Below are 18,193 nucleotides of genomic sequence, written 5' to 3'. Positions count from 1 at the left end.
TTAACTTAAGAAAGTATACTGATACGATGACGGAAAAGAAGTACAGTAAGATTTTAATAGCAAACAGAGGAGAGATTGCTTGCAGGATTATCAGAACTGCCCATAAGATGGATATATCTTGTGTATGCGTATATTCGGATGCGGATATAAATTCTGTGCATGTAAGGCAAGCAGATGAGTCGAGGTATATTGGCCCTTCGCCATCTTGCCTCAGTTACTTAAACATCGAAAAAATATGCGAGGTAGCAGTTGAAACAGGTGCACAGGCAGTTCATCCTGGTTATGGGTTTTTAGCGGAAAATCCAGATTTTCCACGTGCTCTTCAAAAACATAATATAGACTTCATCGGTCCCAGTGCAGAAACAATAGAAGTTACAGCCAATAAAATAACGGCAAAAGAAGAGGCAAGAAAGGCTAGAGTAAATGTAGTACCAGGATATATGGGCAAGATTAAAGATGTCGCTCATGCAGCCATCGTTGCTGAAGAAATTGGCTTTCCGGTTATGCTTAAAGCTGCATCAGGCGGTGGTGGCAAAGGAATGCGAATTGTAAATTCCAAAAAAGAAATTGAACTAGCGTTCACATCAGCAACAAATGAAGCAGAGAAAAGTTTTAAGGATGGCAGTATCTTTATAGAGAAATATATAGAACTACCAAGACATATTGAAATACAAATCATAGCAGATAAATATGGCAATATAGTGTGTCTTGGAGAAAGAGAATGCTCGATACAAAGGAATAACCAGAAAATAATGGAAGAAACGCCAAGTCCATTCATTAGTGAAGAAGTAAGACAAAAAATGTATGTCCAATGTGTTTCTCTGGCAAAGCAAGTTGGCTATTTTTCAGCAGGCACTGTTGAGTTTGTTGTAGATAAAGACCAAAACTTCTATTTTCTTGAGGTAAATACGAGATTGCAAGTTGAGCATCCAGTAACAGAATTTATAACTGGAATAGACATAGTAGAAGAAATGATTAGAACTTCCTATGGAGAGAAATTGAGATTCAATCAGGATGATATTAAACTTACTGGTTCTGCAATAGAAAGTAGAATTTGCGCTGAAGACCCATCGAAGAAATTTTTCCCTTCCAGCGGAAGAATAAAATATTACGATAAACCGGATGAAAATGATTATGTAAGAATAGATGATGGAGTTGCTGCAGGTTCAGAAATTAGCACGTTCTATGACTCAATGATTGCAAAAGTTATAACATATGGAAAAGATAGAGTAGAAGCGATCAGTAGAATGCAAAAAGCATTGTCTGAATGCTATATAGAAGGAGTAACAAATAATATAGAATTTCTAGAATCCATCTTCCATCACCCAAATTTTATTGCAGCAAAGCTCCATACGAGATTCATTCCAGACCATTACCCTAGTGGGTTTCACGGCGATTTTGTTACAGAGGAGTATATTAAAATATTTATTTTCACTGCGTTATATGTTCATTTGGAAAATGAAGAAAGGTACCATCATAAAGCAGTGAATGAAACACCTCAGGTGTCATTCCAGTGCGTGACACTGGAATCTAGTAAAAAAGAAGGGGCACCAGTATCAGCTACTCGGATGGCAGGTGACCGTGCAAGAGATTTATTCATAGTGAATATAAATGACAATGAGTACTCCGTAAGTGCAAGATATCAAGATAATATATTAACAACAGTATATAACCACAATACATACTCTGTAGTAGGCAAGTGGAAATCAAGTCATAAGTTACTATATATTACAATTAATGATGATGCTGATATAACATTTAAAGTAGAAAAACAAGGCAGCAAATACTTCATAAGACATGCAGGCATGAAAGCTGAGTGTTGTATATTTAAGCCTCATGTAGCTGAATTAAGTAGGTTAATGCTAAATAATGAAACAGAAGGGATTTCAGCAGATGCTGTAAAATCCCCAATATCTGGCTTATTAGTTAAGTTGCACGTAAATATAGGAGATCAGGTGGAAATAGGACAACCTTTATTTGTGGTGGAGGCAATGAAAATGGAAAATATCATATGTGCTGAAGCAGCAATGGTGATAAAAAATATTCTCGTTCAAGAAGGAAAAAATGTGCAGATTGGTGATGTAGTATTAGCTCTGCTTTCTTAAATAACACAAGAAGTATAAACTTGACCCAAACAAGATAAATGAAAACACTTGATGAGCTATGGCAATGGCTATTGGTATGTGCAATAATAGAGTAATTACACCCAAAATGATCTGAATGATAACGGAGAGCAGCATAATATATACCGGTTTTACGCTAGCATTTTTTACTGTGAGTATTACTACCAAAGCTAGTATTAGCAATGCCAGTGCTCGATGTATAAATTGCACTGTTGCTCTGTTCTCAAAGATATTCAGCCATATAGGGTGTAAGAAAAATAAATCTTCTGGAACGATTTGTCCGTCCATTAGTGGAAAGGTATTGTAAATCAAACCAGCATTTAATCCCGCAACAAACGCACCGAAAATTATTTGTATTACAATTAGGGCCAAAATCATCCCTGTGTAGTATATAGTGTCACTACTAATCTTAAGTTTAGTTTGCTTTGGCCTGATTTGGTAATCAAAAAATTGATATGACAATAATGCAAAGACAATTAATGCTAATAATAAGTGAAGTGCAAGCCTATAGTGGCTAACATGAGGTTCAGTTACTAAACCACTTTTAACCATATACCAACCAGCAAAAGCTTGTAAAGCTCCAAATAATAATGCCACAAATAGCCTTATTACTACCTTTTTAGATATTTTTCTTCTTAATGTAAAATATATAAATGGCAGGACAAAAACTAAACCTGTTAGTCTTGCAACCAATCTGTGTACATATTCTATTAAGTATATAGCCTGAAATTCCTCCATACTCATACCATAGTTGAATGCTTTATACTCAGGTGTAGTTTCATATTTTAATTTTTCTTGTAGCCAATCTTGTCCACTCAGTGGTGGCAATGTTCCAGTGATGGGTTTCCACTCCGTGATTGACAATCCTGCTTTTGAAAGTCTGGTAAATCCACCAATCCCCACCATGAGAATTACCATAATACAGCAGAGAAAAAGCCAAATAGCTACAGGTTTTGATTCCATAAACCATGCTGAGTTTTGTTCCATCGCTCAGGGTAAAGAATAAATTCCCATAAGTCAAGAAAAGCTGCAACACTATGTAGCAGACTATAGACCGGAAAAAATATCGATACTATATAAAAATAAAAAGGCATCTTTTGCTGTTTGACAGCTATTACCAAAAGAATCAGGTTAGTAACGTATACCACTACAAAGTAGTACAAAAATAATTCATTTAAAACTTTAGTTAATATCAATGAAAGCAGTAAAAATGGAGTAGTAAAAAATATAAAAGCTGCAGAGCCAACAAAAAGATTCAATAGCAAAATTCCCTTAAATCCAGTGTGTTTATAAAGTGACTTTATATTTTTTAAATGAACAATATAAGTTTGCATATAGCCTTTGATCCAGCGCGCTCTTTGCTTAATCCAAGCAAATACAGCAATTGGTGACTCTTCCAATGTTTCTGAGTCAATCATCCTGGTTTTATATCCCATTTGCGCAAGTCTCAAACCAAGGTCAGCATCTTCGGTAACACTATAAGCATCCCAGAAAAACAATTTTTTTAGAATTTTTACTGAAAAATGATTACTGCTACCACCCAAAGGCATTGGCATGTTCATTTTTTGGAATCCAGGCAATAAGTATTGAAACCAGTTCATATACTCCAGAGAAAAGGATTTTGTCAGAAAATTATGATCATAATTATAGTAATTCAACCTTGCCTGTACACAGGCAAGCTTATCGTCGCCCTTATTAAATTCAATCAGTGCTTTTTTTAACTGCAATGGGTCTGGTTTATCATCCGCATCATATATTACTGCATACTTTCCTCTAGCAAAGCTCATAGCATAATTGCATGACTTGGCTTTTGTTCTAGGCAAAGAATGAGGCACTTTTATTACTTCAAAATACTGTGGTAAAGTGTACTTTTCTATAGCTGCTAGCGTTTCCTGGTCATCACTTTCTACCTGAAGCTTCACATCTAATTTCGATTTTGGATAATCCAAACTTTCAATGCTTTCGATCAATTGCTCTATCACTGCACTTTCTTTAAAAGCAGGCAATAAAATAGTATATATAGGAAAATCTTCTTCATTCAGCTTACTATAATCCACTTTTTGGTTGGAGGTTTCACATAAGTTAAAAATTGTAGCTATAAACTTGAATAAATAACTAGAACATCCGATTATAAATATCAACATCAAAGCAAAATATGTATATTTCTCTGTTAGTGTTAAAATTGAAGTTACAATAAAGAAAGAAGCAAAAAATATTGAGCTTAGTTTAATGCTTTTAGCTGAAAAATTAGCATTCTTGTAATATAAGTAGTTGCTTGCAAATTCTGAAATACCAAAGTGCGAGTTAAGAAGATTTAAAATCTGTTCGCTATCCACTTTTATTAATACATAGTCAATACCATAATGAGCTTCGACCCAACGGTTGATATCTCGGCTTGTGTCTTCAACCATAAAAAAAGTAGTATCATTTAATTTTTGCCAAGGAATTATATTAAATTTATAGTAAAAAAGTTTCTCTTGCTCTTTGCATAAACTAGAATCAAACTTAATTTTTTCTACATTATCAGCTTGAAGTATAGGCAATTGTTGCATTAAACCTAATGCAATTTTTTATTTAAGTCACGTGAAAATGAAGATATGACCTCGCTACTACGCTTATCATCTTTACGTTCATGCATTATTTTTTTTACAGCATCAGCAGCTATATTCGCTGTGTTAGCCTGTAAGTCTCCAAGAGCTTTTTCAACTTGGTCAGTGACTTTCTTCAAGTTAGAATGGGCATTGTCATCTAATGTCTGATCTAGCTGCTGTCTATTGTGCTTAATGATACTATTAGCTTTATCAAGTGCTTCATTCATCATTTTATTAACTTCTGCATCTAATTCTTTGTATTTTTCAGAAGATTTTTTGTAATACTCCAACATATCTTTCCTGAATTTTTCAGTTTCTTCACTTGAAAATTTGCTTTTGTTACGCTTATTGTTAAGCGCATTTTTTATCACTTTCTTTAGCAATTTATACGAAAGGACAAAACTTACCAAGAAGGCAAGACCGATAATCAGTGATGTAGACATAAAAACCCCTAAAATTCTTTGGACACCAAGTCAGCAACAAACTCCTCTTCAATTTCAGAATTGGTCAATTTAGTATAATAAATTAAAGCAATACTAGTAGCCATTTGTTTTAACTGATCAGTATATTCAGATTTAAATTCTGCCACTTTTTCTTCAATAAGCTTGCTCATTTTTTTGTCTTCCTCTTCTAATATATTCTTAACATTAGCTCTCATTTCTTCTACCTGAGCAAGTGCATCATCTATGATCCTTTTTGCCTGTATTCTAGCTTGGTTTAAAGCGGCATTATACTTGGCAATCTGCTCTTCCGTGAGTCTTAAAAGATGAACAGAACTATTAAAAGAATCCAATACTTTTTTACTTCTAGTGCTTATTATTTCATCTAACTTTGGTAAAAATAAACAACTTACTACGAAAAAAAGTGAAGAGAAAAAAATTAAAAACCAAAAAACTTGAGAAAAGAAGTTTGAAACATCAAGCTGTGGCATGTGTTAAGCAACAAATATTAATAATACTGCAAGTAAAAACGCAAGCAATCCCATTATTTCAACCATAGCAGCACCAATATAAACGTAAGTTTTCATTTTACCTTCCGATTCAGGATTCCTCGCAATCCCATTCAGCATAGCAGAAAAGATATTAGCTATACCTAAACCAGCACCGAGCATTCCAAACGCAACTAAACCAATTGCTATAAATTTTAAAGCTACTAAATCCATATATTACCTTTAAACATTTCTTTATAATATAATTGTAAAATATTCTGCAAGGAAGTCAATTACTTTACTGCATCTGACAAATATACACATGTTAATATAGTAAATATATAAGCTTGTAAAACTGCAACAAATACTTCAAACCCTATCAATGCAATTATGAACAAAAACGGCGCAGGAGTGAGAAATATGTTCATATTTACAATAAACCCTGCTATCACTTTGATAATTGTATGACCCGCAATCATATTTGCTGCAAGCCTTATTGATAGGCTAATCGGCCTTACTAAATAAGCAAACAACTTAATAATAATTATTATAGGTGCAAGCCACGAAGGAGTTCCTTTTGGTAGCAATATGCGTAAAAATTCTACTCCCCTTTCTTTAAATCCAACAATCGTTATATAAATAAAAACCACCATCGATAAAGCGAAGGTGACTATCACATGACTTGTGACCGTGAAACTATAAGGAAGAACACCAACCAAATTACATGATAAAATGAAAATAAACACTGTAAATATCAATGGAATGTGCTGCAAGCCTTTGCTTCCAGTGTTACTTTCTATTATTGAAACAACAAAATCATATACATATTCAACTGCAGCTTGCAAATATCCTGGTATTACTGACCCCTTCTTTATTCCAAAAAGCAAAAAGAGTATCACCAATATCACCGAAATCATCATGAAAAGAGATGAATTGGTAAAGCTTACGTCATACCCAAATAACCTAGGTAACTCTATTATTGTATATACTTTAAACTGTTCCAGTGGATTTAATGCCATTTTAATCTGAACTATAAACAGTAAATAAAGTATGAATTTTATAGGACAAAGTCAAGAATTAAGATAAAGCCCTGTATCATTATAACATTGATACATTAACAAAATATGTAATTAGAGTGTTAATTACAGTCAGCTCTGTATTTTAAAACTTACTAATCTTATTAAATAATTCAATATCTTGACTTAACATCTTATTTTAATTATAATTTAATTTTTAGTGAGGTATTATTATGAACGAAATAGATTTTATTAACACTAATCATCCTTTAAATTTAGAGCAGGAATTTGGTAGTGGATACATTAAACTAACAGATGGCTCCTTTAACGAATATACTGGCCATTATCAAATGGGAAGCGAAATACTAGATAAAAGCCATAATATGATAGGAAACTTAACTATTGATGGTTACATTCATAACTTCCATGAAGATAACCACAATATGAATCTTAAGCTCTCTATGGAGATAGATTTAAAAGGTGATATCGAGAAGATAAATTCTCTCTACAATAATATATAAAATTACAAAAACTTCTGCATCCTTGTTTATGATGTAGAAGTTACCTTTTATTCCATTACAACAAGCTTTAAAAGCACTACATTTTATATTACAATAACTCTTTTATTTCTTTAAAGGTTCATGAAATTCACATTATCTTGGTTATTAGAATACTTAGAAACCAATGCTAGTTTAGAAGAAATTACCGATAAATTAACTCACATAGGGTTAGAAGTAGAAGATGTGATCGACAATACCAAATTAGCTGGTTTTATTGTTGCAAAAGTATTAGAAGTTGCACCTCATCCAAATGCCGATAAATTAAAATTATGTAAAGTAGATGACAGAAGTAAAACTCTACAAATAGTTTGCGGAGCAAACAATGTTAGAGAAGGTATGAAAACTGTGCTTGCATCTCTTGGTAGCACATTGCCAGAAAGTGATTTCACAATCAAGCCTACAAAAATACGAGGAGTGCTAAGTGAAGGGATGCTCTGCTCTGCTTCTGAACTTGCGCTAGTTCAAGAGGAAAGTGAAGGAATAATCGAGCTTTCCGATGATTATAAAGTAGGGGATAAATTTTTCAATTGTGACCCTGTAATTGATATAAATGTTACTCCAAACCGTGGAGATTGCTTAGGCATTTATGGAATAGCTCGCGACCTTGCTGCAACTGGAATTGGGACATTAAAGACTTTAAGCATTCCACAACTTACCAGCTCCATAAATTCACCAATCGATGTTGAAGTGACTGACGGAGAAAGTTTTATTAGTGGAATATACATCGCCAATGTAAAAAATCAAGAAAGCCCAAAGTGGCTAAAAGATAAATTGGAATCGATAGGAATGCGCTCCATTTCTACAATAGTTGACATTACTAACTATATTATGATATCTTTTAATCGTCCAATGCATGCGTTTGATGCAAACAAAGTAGATGGCAAACTTACAATAAGAAAAGCAAATGATGGAGAAAGCTTCTTTGCTTTAAATGGTAAGGAATATTTACTGGACAATAATATAAACATTTATTCTGATAGTAAAAATATTCATGGAGTTGCTGGAATTATAGGTGGAAAGTGCAGTGAATGTACTCTTGAAACCACCAATATTTTTTTGGAATTAGCTTTGCTCGATCCAATCTCTATCACTAAATCTTCAAGACAGCTCAGCATCTCCACAGACGCTAGTTACAGATTTGCACGTTCAATCGATCCTGGATTTACCCTTGATGGACTCAATCTTGCAGCCAAAATGATTTTGGATTTATGTGGTGGAGAAGTCTCAAGCGTAGTGTCTGCCGGTAATCTAGATAAAGAATACACCTCTGTCATCCAAGTAGCTGACACTGGGATCCAGAAAAAACCATGCCGGAATGATGCTAAGATAAGCCTTGATTACCAAGATATAAACAAGTTTGGAAGTGTATCTGTATCACCTGATGAGACGTTCGATATCTTAACGAAACTAGGGTTTAGTATTGATAAAAAAACCGAAGGCAATTGGAATGTACAAGTACCAAGCTGGAGACCGGACGTGACTATACCTGCTGACCTAATTGAAGAAGTAACAAGAATATACGGCTATGACAAAATAAAAGAAGAACCACTACCAAATAATGTTGAAGAAGTAGATAGTACATACGACAATTTGCGTATTTTGATGACAAACAGAGGGTTTCATGAAGTGCTAACCTGGTCATTTATGAGTGAATCAACAGCTGAAAAATTTGGTTACTCGAATAAGTTATTTATCATCGATAATCCGTTTAACAATAACTTTAATATGATGAGACCAAGTATTATGCCAAATTTATTGCAAGTCACTGCTGATAATATTGCCCATGGAGTATCTGATCTTGCAATCTTCGAAATTGGGCCGATTTACGATGGTGAAGCTCAGTCTAAACATGTCTTAAGTGGAATAAGAACAGGAAATAATTTACCGCGAAACCATTATAATATTGATAGGAAAGTAGATGTTTTTGACGCAAAGGCTGATTGCATAGCAGCTTTGGAGTTTTTTAACGTCAATTGCGATAATTTAACGATAGAGAGAGCAGAAAAAGAACATTACCACCCAGGAAAGTCAGGCACTCTCTCTTTTAAGAATAAAGTAGCAGGTTATTTTGGAGAGTTGCATCCTAATATATTAGATCTTTTTGACATCAAGCAAAAAGTTGTAGGTTTTGAGGTAATACTAGAAAATATTGAAAATTTACCTGTAAGTAGAAAGAAATTTATCGATTATAAATACCAAAGTGTAAAACGTGATTTTGCATTTATTGTAAATAAGGATGTGGAAGTAGGTAACATAATCAATGTGGTAAAAAAAAGCTCAGAGCTCATCACAGAAGTTTTAGTATTTGACGTATACCATGGAAACAATATAGAACCGAATAAGATGTCTATAGCATTGTCAGTTACTTTCTGCTCTCCAATCCACACTTTAACTGAAAAAGAGATCCAAAAAGAATCAAGTGCTATAGTCAATTTGGTATATGAAAATACCGGAGGAACTTTGAGAACTCATCATTGAGTCACAATCATAGTGTTCTGCTTTTGCTGTGTCACACTTACTTCATCCAATCTATTCCCAATCTTGAATTCAACATCCTTAAAAAATCTATTCCACATTCCATGCAAATGCTCTTCTACTTTAGGCCATACATCATTTTTAAATGTTTTCCCATCATCAGAAAATACATCACCTATCAAGGCTCCTACTTCTTCATAACTTGATTCGAAATGTTGAAGAAATGTCTCTATTTCCTTATGAGTATCATGTGCCACACTCAACGCTTTTCCTTCTGTGCTCTTATCTTTGTTTACGGTAGCTGACCATCCAATCACATTATAATTAAAACCAACTTTAAGAGAGTTCCAAATCTTCCACAAACTATTCCCATTATCTTTTGGTACATTATTTATTATGAGGTTCGCTAACCTGTCTACCAGAGGAGACAATAAATCTTGACAAAAATGCTTGATATTATCTTTCGTTTTAATCACAGGATATTTGATGCATCTTTCTGCCAAATAGTACTCAAGTTCCGCTTCCTCTAATAATCTCTTAATTGCTTCTTCGTTAAAAGTTTCATGCTCGAACGCTTTCAGTAAATCATCTTCTATTATTGCAAATTTTATTTTTTCACGAGATTCCAGCTCTTCTCTATAATTATTTTTTGTTTCTTCATTTATCAACAATCCTTCTTTTTTTAACTCTAATTGCTCTAATGCTTCTAAAATTTCTTGGTTATTTCGCAAGCATAACTCTATTAACTCCATACTTGAAGATTTCTCTTCTTTACTATTTTTCTCAACATCCAAATCCTCATTCTGCTTTCCTATTATTTCCTTCAGTCTTGTAGGTTGCGTAAAATATTCTCCAATTTCTTTTCGATAAGAAACAATCTTGTTTACTAGACGTTTTTCATCTTCTCCATTGAATAGCATGTCCTTATTATCTTCTACATTCTTTATACTTTCCCCTTGCTTTTCAAATAACTCTTGAATTCTACATCTTGTTATTTCTAAATACATCTTCTCTACAAAGTCATTCACTTTATCCGAAGTCCTTGTTTCCTTTAATTCACTAAAATCTTCTGCTAAAGATTGCTTTATTTTTTTATCTGACTTACTCAGTAGAGTGTTAATAGTCCTTATTCTCGATTCTATTAGCCTTTCCTCAACTTTTTGATCATCATATTCAAATTTAAAAAGATCTTCTAATTTCCTTTTTAAAGCACCATCTTTTAAGTTACCGTTTTTCCTATTTTTATGCATCTCTTTTAATTTTTCACATATCCCATTATATCTTTTCTGTCCTATTTCTCTTAAATCCTTAATCTCTCTTTCAGCATTATCTAGAGCTTTCTTTGTTTCTTGAGGGTACATATCTTCATAAGTATTAATTATTGTCCTTTCAGCTATTTTCCCTTCTTTTATAAGCTGTTTCCATTTTGCTTTAAACATAGGAAGCCCTCTATCGTCCAAGTCATCTGGTACTTTTGCTCCTGTTTTTTTTAGATCTTCTAGTATCATTTCCTTTTCAGTCGGCAATTCCTTACCTTGGCTTTTCAGTTCTTGCTCCACTAATACCTCTTTCAGTCTTTCTTCTAATGAAAAATCTTCCTTTTCCTCTCTTCTTTTTTGTGCAAATTTAATTGCTTGTATAAAAGCAACTCGATAAGCATTTTGTATTAAGTAATTCACCAGTTTAGAATCTACACTATCCACCACTTTCAGTCTGAATTCGTTCAACAGTTCCTTCAGCTTATCATATGTAATATCTTTTCCTTCTAGCTTCATTAGCTCTTCCATAGTCTTTGCGAATTCCTGAATCGAAATTGCAAGCACATTCTTGATCTCATTACGTAAAGGCCTAAGGCCGTTTTTTAAATTGATATTAGCTGATAATTTCAGTATGGTATTATGTTCTGAATCACGTGCAACATTAAACCAACTACCATCTTTATCTTCATATAAATCTCTAAGTAATTGTTCAAATTGCGGTGGAAACTTAACTTCCATATCCCACTTAATGTCCGACTTACCAGCATCTATTTCACGAAAAGACACTTCAATATTCTGGTGTTCATTCTGATATAACCCATTACTTATTTTTAGAGCAGCAACCAAAGAATGAGATAACTTTCTGTTTGTAAGATAAAAAGTAGCTAAGGCGGGTGTTGCAGGAATAATTAAGGCTATAAGCACAGCTATATCAACAAGAATTGCAATTGCAGCAAGAACGCCATATGCCAATCTTTTTGCTGTACTTACCTCACTCTTTTTTGTTTTACTTTCCTCTGAACTGGTTTGTGTTTTACTGTTTGTTTTATATATAACTAACCCCAATGCAACAGAAGCAACATAAGGAAACATTAAAACTGATAGAGCTGAATTTAATACTTTCTTCTCCAGGCAAGCTCTGTTTATTTCCTTAAATATTTCGCTTGATATATTATACCAGGAAGTAAAAAAATCGGAGCCGTAACCTTTATAATGAAATATACTTAGTGGAATGCTAAAATCAGCACCTATTTTTTTTAAATTACTAACAGATTCTTGCTCTTCCAAAGTAGCAACAGGTCCTTCCTGTTTTTCTGAAGTAGCAAAAGATTCTCTTTGTAAATTAGGTTGTCCATTTAATGCATCTAAATCACCACTATTGTTATTTAAGTCAACAACTTCCTCACAACCTACAACAGCATTCATACCATAACCTTATCCAATTACCTTAAGTATAGCATAAATACTGACAATCTTGCAACTTTATTAAAAATCTAACGCTCAATGCTAACATTTAAATCCTGATATTCCTTAGAATAAAAGTTAGTTCCAATTTCTGTATTAATGTCCAAAGATAAGGCAAGGGTCTGCTCTTTTATATATTCAATCCACGTATTTATTGCTTCCTTAATTTTCTCATCTTCTGTTTTGATTATTACTCTGATTCTATCGGACATATGAAAATCAGCTTGTTTCCTAGTTTCCTGAATGAGCCTCACTACATCTCTTGCAAGCCCTTCTAGAATCAATTCATCATTTAAAGTAGTGTTTAGGATAATAACCCCTTTGTTGTTATCAAATACAGAGGAGAATTCACTGTTTGCTTTTAATAATAGTTCATATTCGCCTTTTTCTATGATATAATTTTCTGACTCGTCCCCCAAAAATATGAGACCTCTTTCTGTCATTCCAGCGCGTGACGCTGGAATCTGCGTCTGGATCCCAGTGTCAGCTACTCGGATGACACCGGATTCAACTTGTTTCCACTTTCCTTGTTTAACATATTGAACCAGTGTCTTAATCTTCTCCGGAATTCTTTTTCCAAGCACAGGGAAGTTGAGTTTTAACTCTAGTGATGCAATATCTTCAAGTCTGTTTACTAACTTCAGTTTTTTTACATTTACCTCATCTTTTATCATCTCTTGGTACTCATTTGAGTTTTCAGCACACTGGATCCCAGTGTCACGCACTGGGATGACAGAAAACGGCTCACCTTCAAGAAAACTACAGGAAGACTGATGATAAATGATCATACTGCCAAGTGGCTGTCTGATACGTATATTAAAAGTGTTTCTAATAGAGAGTGCAGAGTTACATATCTCTCTCACTAGATCCATTTTGGCAATGAGCTGACTATCAAACTTCTCTAATTGTGGGAAATCAGCCAAATGAACAGATGTTTCTTCATACTTAAGCCCTTGCCATATATTCTCTGTTATAAGTGGCAACAAAGGGGCTGCAGCTCTTAGTATGTAATAAAAAACCGTATATAGAACATTATAAGCATCAGTTTTATCCTGATCCAAATCACTTTTCCAAAAACGCTCGCGACTGCGACGAATATACCAATTATTTAGCACTTCAAAAAAGTTCATCAAAATTTTGCAAGCCTCTTGGGAGTTATAGCTGTTCATAGAAGTTTGGATACTTTCTACAGCTTCAAAACATTTGGAAATCATGTAGCGATCAATAGTACTTTGATAATCCTTACAAACTTCAGCTTTAATTCCATCTGCATTTGCATACATGGTAAAAAAGTGATAACTGTTCCAAATAGGTTTTATTACGTTTTTCAGAACGTCTCGTACTAAATTCCCTTCTTTATCAAGTAGCAAATTACCACCACAAACAATAGATCCAGAAAGCATAAGAAAACGCAGTGCATCAGAACCGTATCTATCAAAAACCTCCATTGGATCTGCATAGTTATTCAAACGCTTGGACAATTTTTGCCCTTTTACATCCAAAACAACACCGTGGCATATGCAGTTCTTAAATGGTTCCCTATCAAACAAAGCAGTGGACAATACAAAGAGCGTATAAAACCACCCCCTGGTTTGCGCTATGTATTCAGTGATAAAATCTGCAGTTTCAAACCACTCCTTATTTTCAAACGGATAGTGGACTTGTGCGAATGGCATCGAGCCAGATTCAAACCAGCAGTCAAATACGTCAGGCACACGACGCATAACTGATTTTCCTGTTGGATCATCAGGATTTGGCCTCGTTAAAGTATCGATAAATGGTCTGTGCAAATCATCTACTTTAACATTAAAATCTCGCTCTAGTTCTTCTATCGAACCATATACATCCACTCTTGGATATCTTGTATCATCTGATTGCCACACAGGAATCGGAGTACCCCAGAATCGATTGCGTGAAATTGACCAGTCATGTGCCCCTTCAAGCCATTTTCCAAATTGACCATCTCTAATGTGGTTTGGTATCCAATTAACTCTCTTATTTAGCTCTACCATTCTGCTTTTGAATTTTGTAACGGCAACATACCAAGAAGGCATAGTGCGATAGATCAAAGGAGTGTCAGTTCTCCAGCAGTGTGGATAATTGTGAATATATTGTTCAGTTTTGAACCAGTTTCCTTGTTCTTTCAATTTTTTTATTACTGTATCATTGGTATCAAAAACATGAACCCCTGCCAAATCTGAAACTTCAGCAGTAAATTTTCCACTGTTATCAATTGGACAAATAACTGGAATATCATGGCTTTGGCAAAGGTAAAAATCTTCCTCACCAAATCCAGGAGCAGTGTGTACAACGCCAGTACCATCTTCTCCTGTAACATAATCAGCAACAAAAACACGGAATGCATTCTTTGTATCTTTAAAGTAATCAAACAGCGGCTTATAGGAAAGGCCTGCAAGATCATTCGCTTTAAGTTTTATATTGCAGTTTTCATATGGAATATTGTTTTGTTCAGAGTGGCTGATAAATTTTTCTAGGTAGCTTTCAGCGAAAATATAAATTTCACTCTTCACTGAACTCCTTTCATTAACTTCTGTCATCCCAGTGCTTCGACACTGGGATCCAGAAATAGATTCCAGCGTCACGCGCTGGGATGACACCAAAGAGTGGACTGACACTGCACAATACTTGATGTCCTTTCCTATCGCCAATGCCAGATTGCTAGGAAGAGTCCAAGGAGTTGTAGTCCAAGCAAGTAATTTACATTTTTGTTTAACACTTTTAAACTGCTGTGGGTTTTCTAAAAGCTCAAATGCAACAGTTACAGCTTTGCTAGTCTTTTCTCTATATGCGTTATCAAGCCTTGTTTCAAAATTGGATAATGGAGTTTCGCACGCCCAGCTATATGGAACAACGCGTACTGATTCATACACTAGACCCTTATCATAAAGCTGTTTAAATGCCCACATGACCGACTCCATGAATGATTTATCCATGGTTTTATAGTCATTATGAAAATCCACCCACCTTGCCTGCCTATTGACATATTTTTCCCACTCTGATGAAAATCTCATTACAGAAGTACGACAATGGTTATTGAATTTTTCAATGCCGAATTTTTCTATCTCAGTTCTACCAGATATTCCAAGTTCTTTTTCTGCACCCATCTCAGCCGGTAATCCATGGCAATCCCAACCAAATCTACGTTCAACCCTTTTTTGAAGCATAGTTTGATATCTTGCAAATGCGTCTTTGATGAAACCAGTGAGTAAATGTCCATAATGTGGAAGTCCATTTGCAAACGGAGGCCCATCATAAAACACAAAACAATTATCCTTGGAACGTTCTCCAACTGACCGCTCAAAAACTTTATTTTCCTGCCAAAATTTTATGATTTCTTTTTCTAACGACGAAAAATCAGGACTACTTACTGTATCAGGATAATGCTTTGACTTCATGTTCATTTTGACCGGATAAAGCCAAAGAATATAGGGCTTTCTAGAAAATTACAAATGCAAAAAGAAACAAACTTATTCCTGCACCCCACACCCTATAGCTAACACAATCCCACGTCATACCGCGATTCATTCGCGGTATCTCAGCTTAACCGTCATATCGTCACGGTATCTCTAGATCCCGCTAACAAGTAGCGGGATGACGGTTGTCGGTAAGCCTAAATTACTTTAGCTATAGTTGATAAACTTGAAATAAACTACGTGAAGTACTTCTATCTTGTTCTATAGGGGTACTTTCTCTCAATCAAAATAATTCTCTGACGGATGTCCAACAGAGCTATCCTGCACCACACCCCAACAAACTATTCTGCCGAGCTTCCAATACCTTCACATTTACTATTTTATCTCTATACTTCCCTTCAGGATCATCAATGCACACTGATTGCATATATGGGCTTTTACCAATAATTTGGTTTTGGTGTTTGCCTTTTTTATCACTGAACAAAGCAGGTATAGTTTTGCCTACCATACTCTGGTTAAACTCAAGTTGTTGCTTACTAATTAATTTCTGTAAACGAAGAAGGCGTTCTGTTTTAACCTCTTCTGGTACTTGATCTTTTCTTTCTGCTCCTGGTGTACCTGGTCTTGGGCTATATTTAAAGCTATAAGCCTGAGCATATCTAATTTTTTCTACTAATTTTACAGTTTCTTCAAAATCTTTTTCGGTTTCTCCAGGAAAACCAACAATAAAATCAGAAGAAAATTCGATTTCAGGTTTCAATTTGCGAAATCTGTCTATTATTTCCAAATACTCCTCTGCAGTGTGCTTTCTGTTCATCGCGTGCAATATTTTATTCGAACCTGACTGCACAGGCAGGTGAATAAATGGCATGAGTTTTGGCTCTTCCGCATGTGCCAAGTAGAGAGATTCATGCATATCTCTTGGATGAGAAGTTGTATAACGAATCCTCTCTAGCTTTTCAATTTTAGCAATATGACTAACTAATTTGCCTAAATCCCACACTTCCCCTTCGCATTTCCCATGGTAAGCATTGACGTTCTGACCAAGCAAATTGATTTCCTTCGCCCCATTTGCAACTAATTTCAATGCTTCACGAAATATTTCATTCACTGGCCGTGAATACTCAGCTCCACGAGTATATGGTACTACACAAAACGTACAAAATTTATCACAACCTTCTTGTATGGCAAGAAACGCAGAAGACCCCTGGCTATTGCCATAGCATTCATCTGGCAATTTATCAAACTTTGCAACTTCAGGAAAATCAGTGTTTATTACATGACCTTTACTTCTGCTTGCTTTGACTATCAGCTCCGGTAAGGTAGCGATACTCTGCGGACCAACAACAATATCAACAAAAGGAGCCCTTCTGAATACTTCTTCTCCCTCTGCTTGCGCTACACATCCAGCCACCACTATAGTAATTTCTTTTCGTGACGAATGAATCTTCCCGAGCTCAGAATAAAGCTTTTCTGCTGCCTTCTCTCTAATGTGACAAGTGTTCAGTATCACCAAATCAGCTTTTTCTGCATCACTAACAACGTTGAACCCCAAAGGTTTAATTATATTTTCCATTAAAACGGAGTCATAAACGTTCATCTGACAGCCGTAAGTTTTAATATATAGGCCTTTCATATTTGGTATGTCTTTTTCAAAACCCTACATATAATCACATTAAATGTCCAACAGACCAGCGCGTGACGCTAGTGAACTTGCTAGCACAATAGATTTTTATAAAATTGGATCCCAATGTCAAGCACACAGCTATTGCAACTCGACTTCACCAGTATCCCTGTAAAAATCATTGGTAAACCTCAGTAACTTTAGCTTATGTTATTTTCAAAAAAGTCAAAAATGAAAATAGAAGAGTAGCTGAGCTTTCTGCTTTTTCTGGGTAAGGTCAGTCAAAAAGGTTTTACAACAACCATAATAACTATAACTATTATCAATACTGTAACTGCTTCATTTAAAACACGAAAATAAACGTGTTTTTTTTCATTTGAACCCATTGCAAAATTTTTCCTATATTTTGCAAGTAGCATATGAATAATTAACATCAAAAGTATTGCAAATGCTTTTACATGAAACCATCCTTCACGATATGCTTCCCTAATAACCATTAATGTGATTCCAAGACCAAGTGAGAAAAGCATTGCAGGGTTTATGATATATCTAAGTAGCCTCTTTTCCATTGTTTGAAGCAAGCTATCATTTTCCGATCCCGGTTTTACATTTGCGTGGTAGACATAAAGCCTGGGTAAATAAAGCATACCTGCCATCCACATAATGGCGGAGATAACGTGAAAAGCTTCAAGCCAGTGGTAGTAATCCATTGAGATTTA

Annotated in this window: 13 protein-coding genes; 3 read left to right on the top strand and 10 right to left on the bottom strand. The window is 34.8% G+C overall.

Going from position 1 to position 18,193, the window contains the following annotated elements:
• Nucleotides 1-26 precede the first annotated feature (26 nt).
• The gene (locus tag ABWU36_RS06575) at nucleotides 27-2,105 is read left to right on the top strand and encodes an acetyl-CoA carboxylase biotin carboxylase subunit (protein ID WP_353273192.1); all 2,079 of its coding nucleotides are present in this window, start codon (nucleotides 27-29) and stop codon (nucleotides 2,103-2,105) included.
• Here the strand turns inward: ABWU36_RS06575 and ABWU36_RS06570 are convergent.
• From ABWU36_RS06570 to ABWU36_RS06545, 6 genes are read right to left on the bottom strand one after another with little or no spacing between them, the layout of a single operon-like run.
• The gene (locus ABWU36_RS06570; RefSeq protein WP_253309463.1) at nucleotides 2,088-3,086 is read right to left on the bottom strand and encodes a COX15/CtaA family protein; all 999 of its coding nucleotides are present in this window, start codon (nucleotides 3,084-3,086) and stop codon (nucleotides 2,088-2,090) included. The two genes, ABWU36_RS06575 and ABWU36_RS06570, sit on opposite strands and share 18 nt — an antisense overlap.
• The gene (locus tag ABWU36_RS06565) at nucleotides 3,068-4,666 is read right to left on the bottom strand and encodes a glycosyltransferase family 2 protein (protein WP_353273228.1); all 1,599 of its coding nucleotides are present in this window, start codon (nucleotides 4,664-4,666) and stop codon (nucleotides 3,068-3,070) included. Before ABWU36_RS06565 ends, ABWU36_RS06570 begins: the two co-directional genes overlap by 19 nt.
• 14 nt (nucleotides 4,667-4,680) lie before the next feature.
• On the bottom strand, nucleotides 4,681-5,157 hold the full coding sequence (locus ABWU36_RS06560; RefSeq protein ID WP_064125097.1) for a hypothetical protein: 477 nt from the start codon (nucleotides 5,155-5,157) through the stop codon (nucleotides 4,681-4,683).
• Nucleotides 5,158-5,165: 8 nt separating this feature from the next.
• A complete protein-coding gene (locus tag ABWU36_RS06555; protein WP_264688424.1) occupies nucleotides 5,166-5,645 on the bottom strand; it encodes a hypothetical protein in 480 nt (159 codons plus the stop codon).
• Nucleotides 5,646-5,648: 3 nt separating this feature from the next.
• A complete protein-coding gene (locus ABWU36_RS06550) occupies nucleotides 5,649-5,876 on the bottom strand; it encodes a F0F1 ATP synthase subunit C (RefSeq protein WP_250294934.1) in 228 nt (75 codons plus the stop codon).
• A 59-nt stretch (nucleotides 5,877-5,935) separates the two neighbouring features.
• On the bottom strand, nucleotides 5,936-6,661 hold the full coding sequence (locus ABWU36_RS06545) for a F0F1 ATP synthase subunit A (protein ID WP_253309466.1): 726 nt from the start codon (nucleotides 6,659-6,661) through the stop codon (nucleotides 5,936-5,938).
• A 230-nt stretch (nucleotides 6,662-6,891) separates the two neighbouring features.
• Here ABWU36_RS06545 and ABWU36_RS06540 point away from each other — a divergent pair, with 230 nt between their 5' ends.
• Together ABWU36_RS06540 and pheT are read left to right on the top strand one after the other, a co-directional pair.
• Nucleotides 6,892-7,179, top strand: coding sequence for a hypothetical protein (locus tag ABWU36_RS06540; protein WP_253309467.1), 288 nt, complete (start codon nucleotides 6,892-6,894; stop codon nucleotides 7,177-7,179).
• Nucleotides 7,180-7,299: 120 nt separating this feature from the next.
• Nucleotides 7,300-9,696 (top strand): phenylalanine--tRNA ligase subunit beta, encoded by a 2,397-nt coding sequence (gene pheT / locus ABWU36_RS06535; RefSeq protein ID WP_353273191.1) that lies wholly within the window; start codon nucleotides 7,300-7,302, stop codon nucleotides 9,694-9,696.
• Here the strand turns inward: pheT and ABWU36_RS06530 are convergent.
• The 4 genes from ABWU36_RS06530 to hemJ all read right to left on the bottom strand — a co-directional run bounded on the left by ABWU36_RS06530 (nucleotide 9,690) and on the right by hemJ (nucleotide 18,184).
• Nucleotides 9,690-12,377, bottom strand: coding sequence for a hypothetical protein (locus tag ABWU36_RS06530; protein WP_353273190.1), 2,688 nt, complete (start codon nucleotides 12,375-12,377; stop codon nucleotides 9,690-9,692). The genes pheT and ABWU36_RS06530 overlap by 7 nt on opposite strands.
• A gap of 68 nt (nucleotides 12,378-12,445) precedes the next feature.
• Nucleotides 12,446-15,832: an isoleucine--tRNA ligase gene (gene ileS / locus ABWU36_RS06525; protein WP_353273227.1), complete on the bottom strand. Its 3,387-nt coding sequence runs from the start codon at nucleotides 15,830-15,832 to the stop codon at nucleotides 12,446-12,448.
• A gap of 334 nt (nucleotides 15,833-16,166) precedes the next feature.
• A complete protein-coding gene (miaB, locus tag ABWU36_RS06520; RefSeq protein WP_264688421.1) occupies nucleotides 16,167-17,486 on the bottom strand; it encodes a tRNA (N6-isopentenyl adenosine(37)-C2)-methylthiotransferase MiaB in 1,320 nt (439 codons plus the stop codon).
• Nucleotides 17,487-17,755: 269 nt separating this feature from the next.
• Nucleotides 17,756-18,184, bottom strand: coding sequence for a protoporphyrinogen oxidase HemJ (hemJ, locus tag ABWU36_RS06515; protein WP_353273189.1), 429 nt, complete (start codon nucleotides 18,182-18,184; stop codon nucleotides 17,756-17,758).
• Nucleotides 18,185-18,193: the final 9 nt, after the last annotated feature.

Source organism: Wolbachia endosymbiont (group A) of Portevinia maculata (genome assembly GCF_964028525.1).
Lineage (GTDB): Bacteria > Pseudomonadota > Alphaproteobacteria > Rickettsiales > Anaplasmataceae > Wolbachia.
The sequence above is the reverse complement of the archived record's forward strand: the minus strand, read 5'-3'. Positions and strand labels throughout refer to the sequence as shown.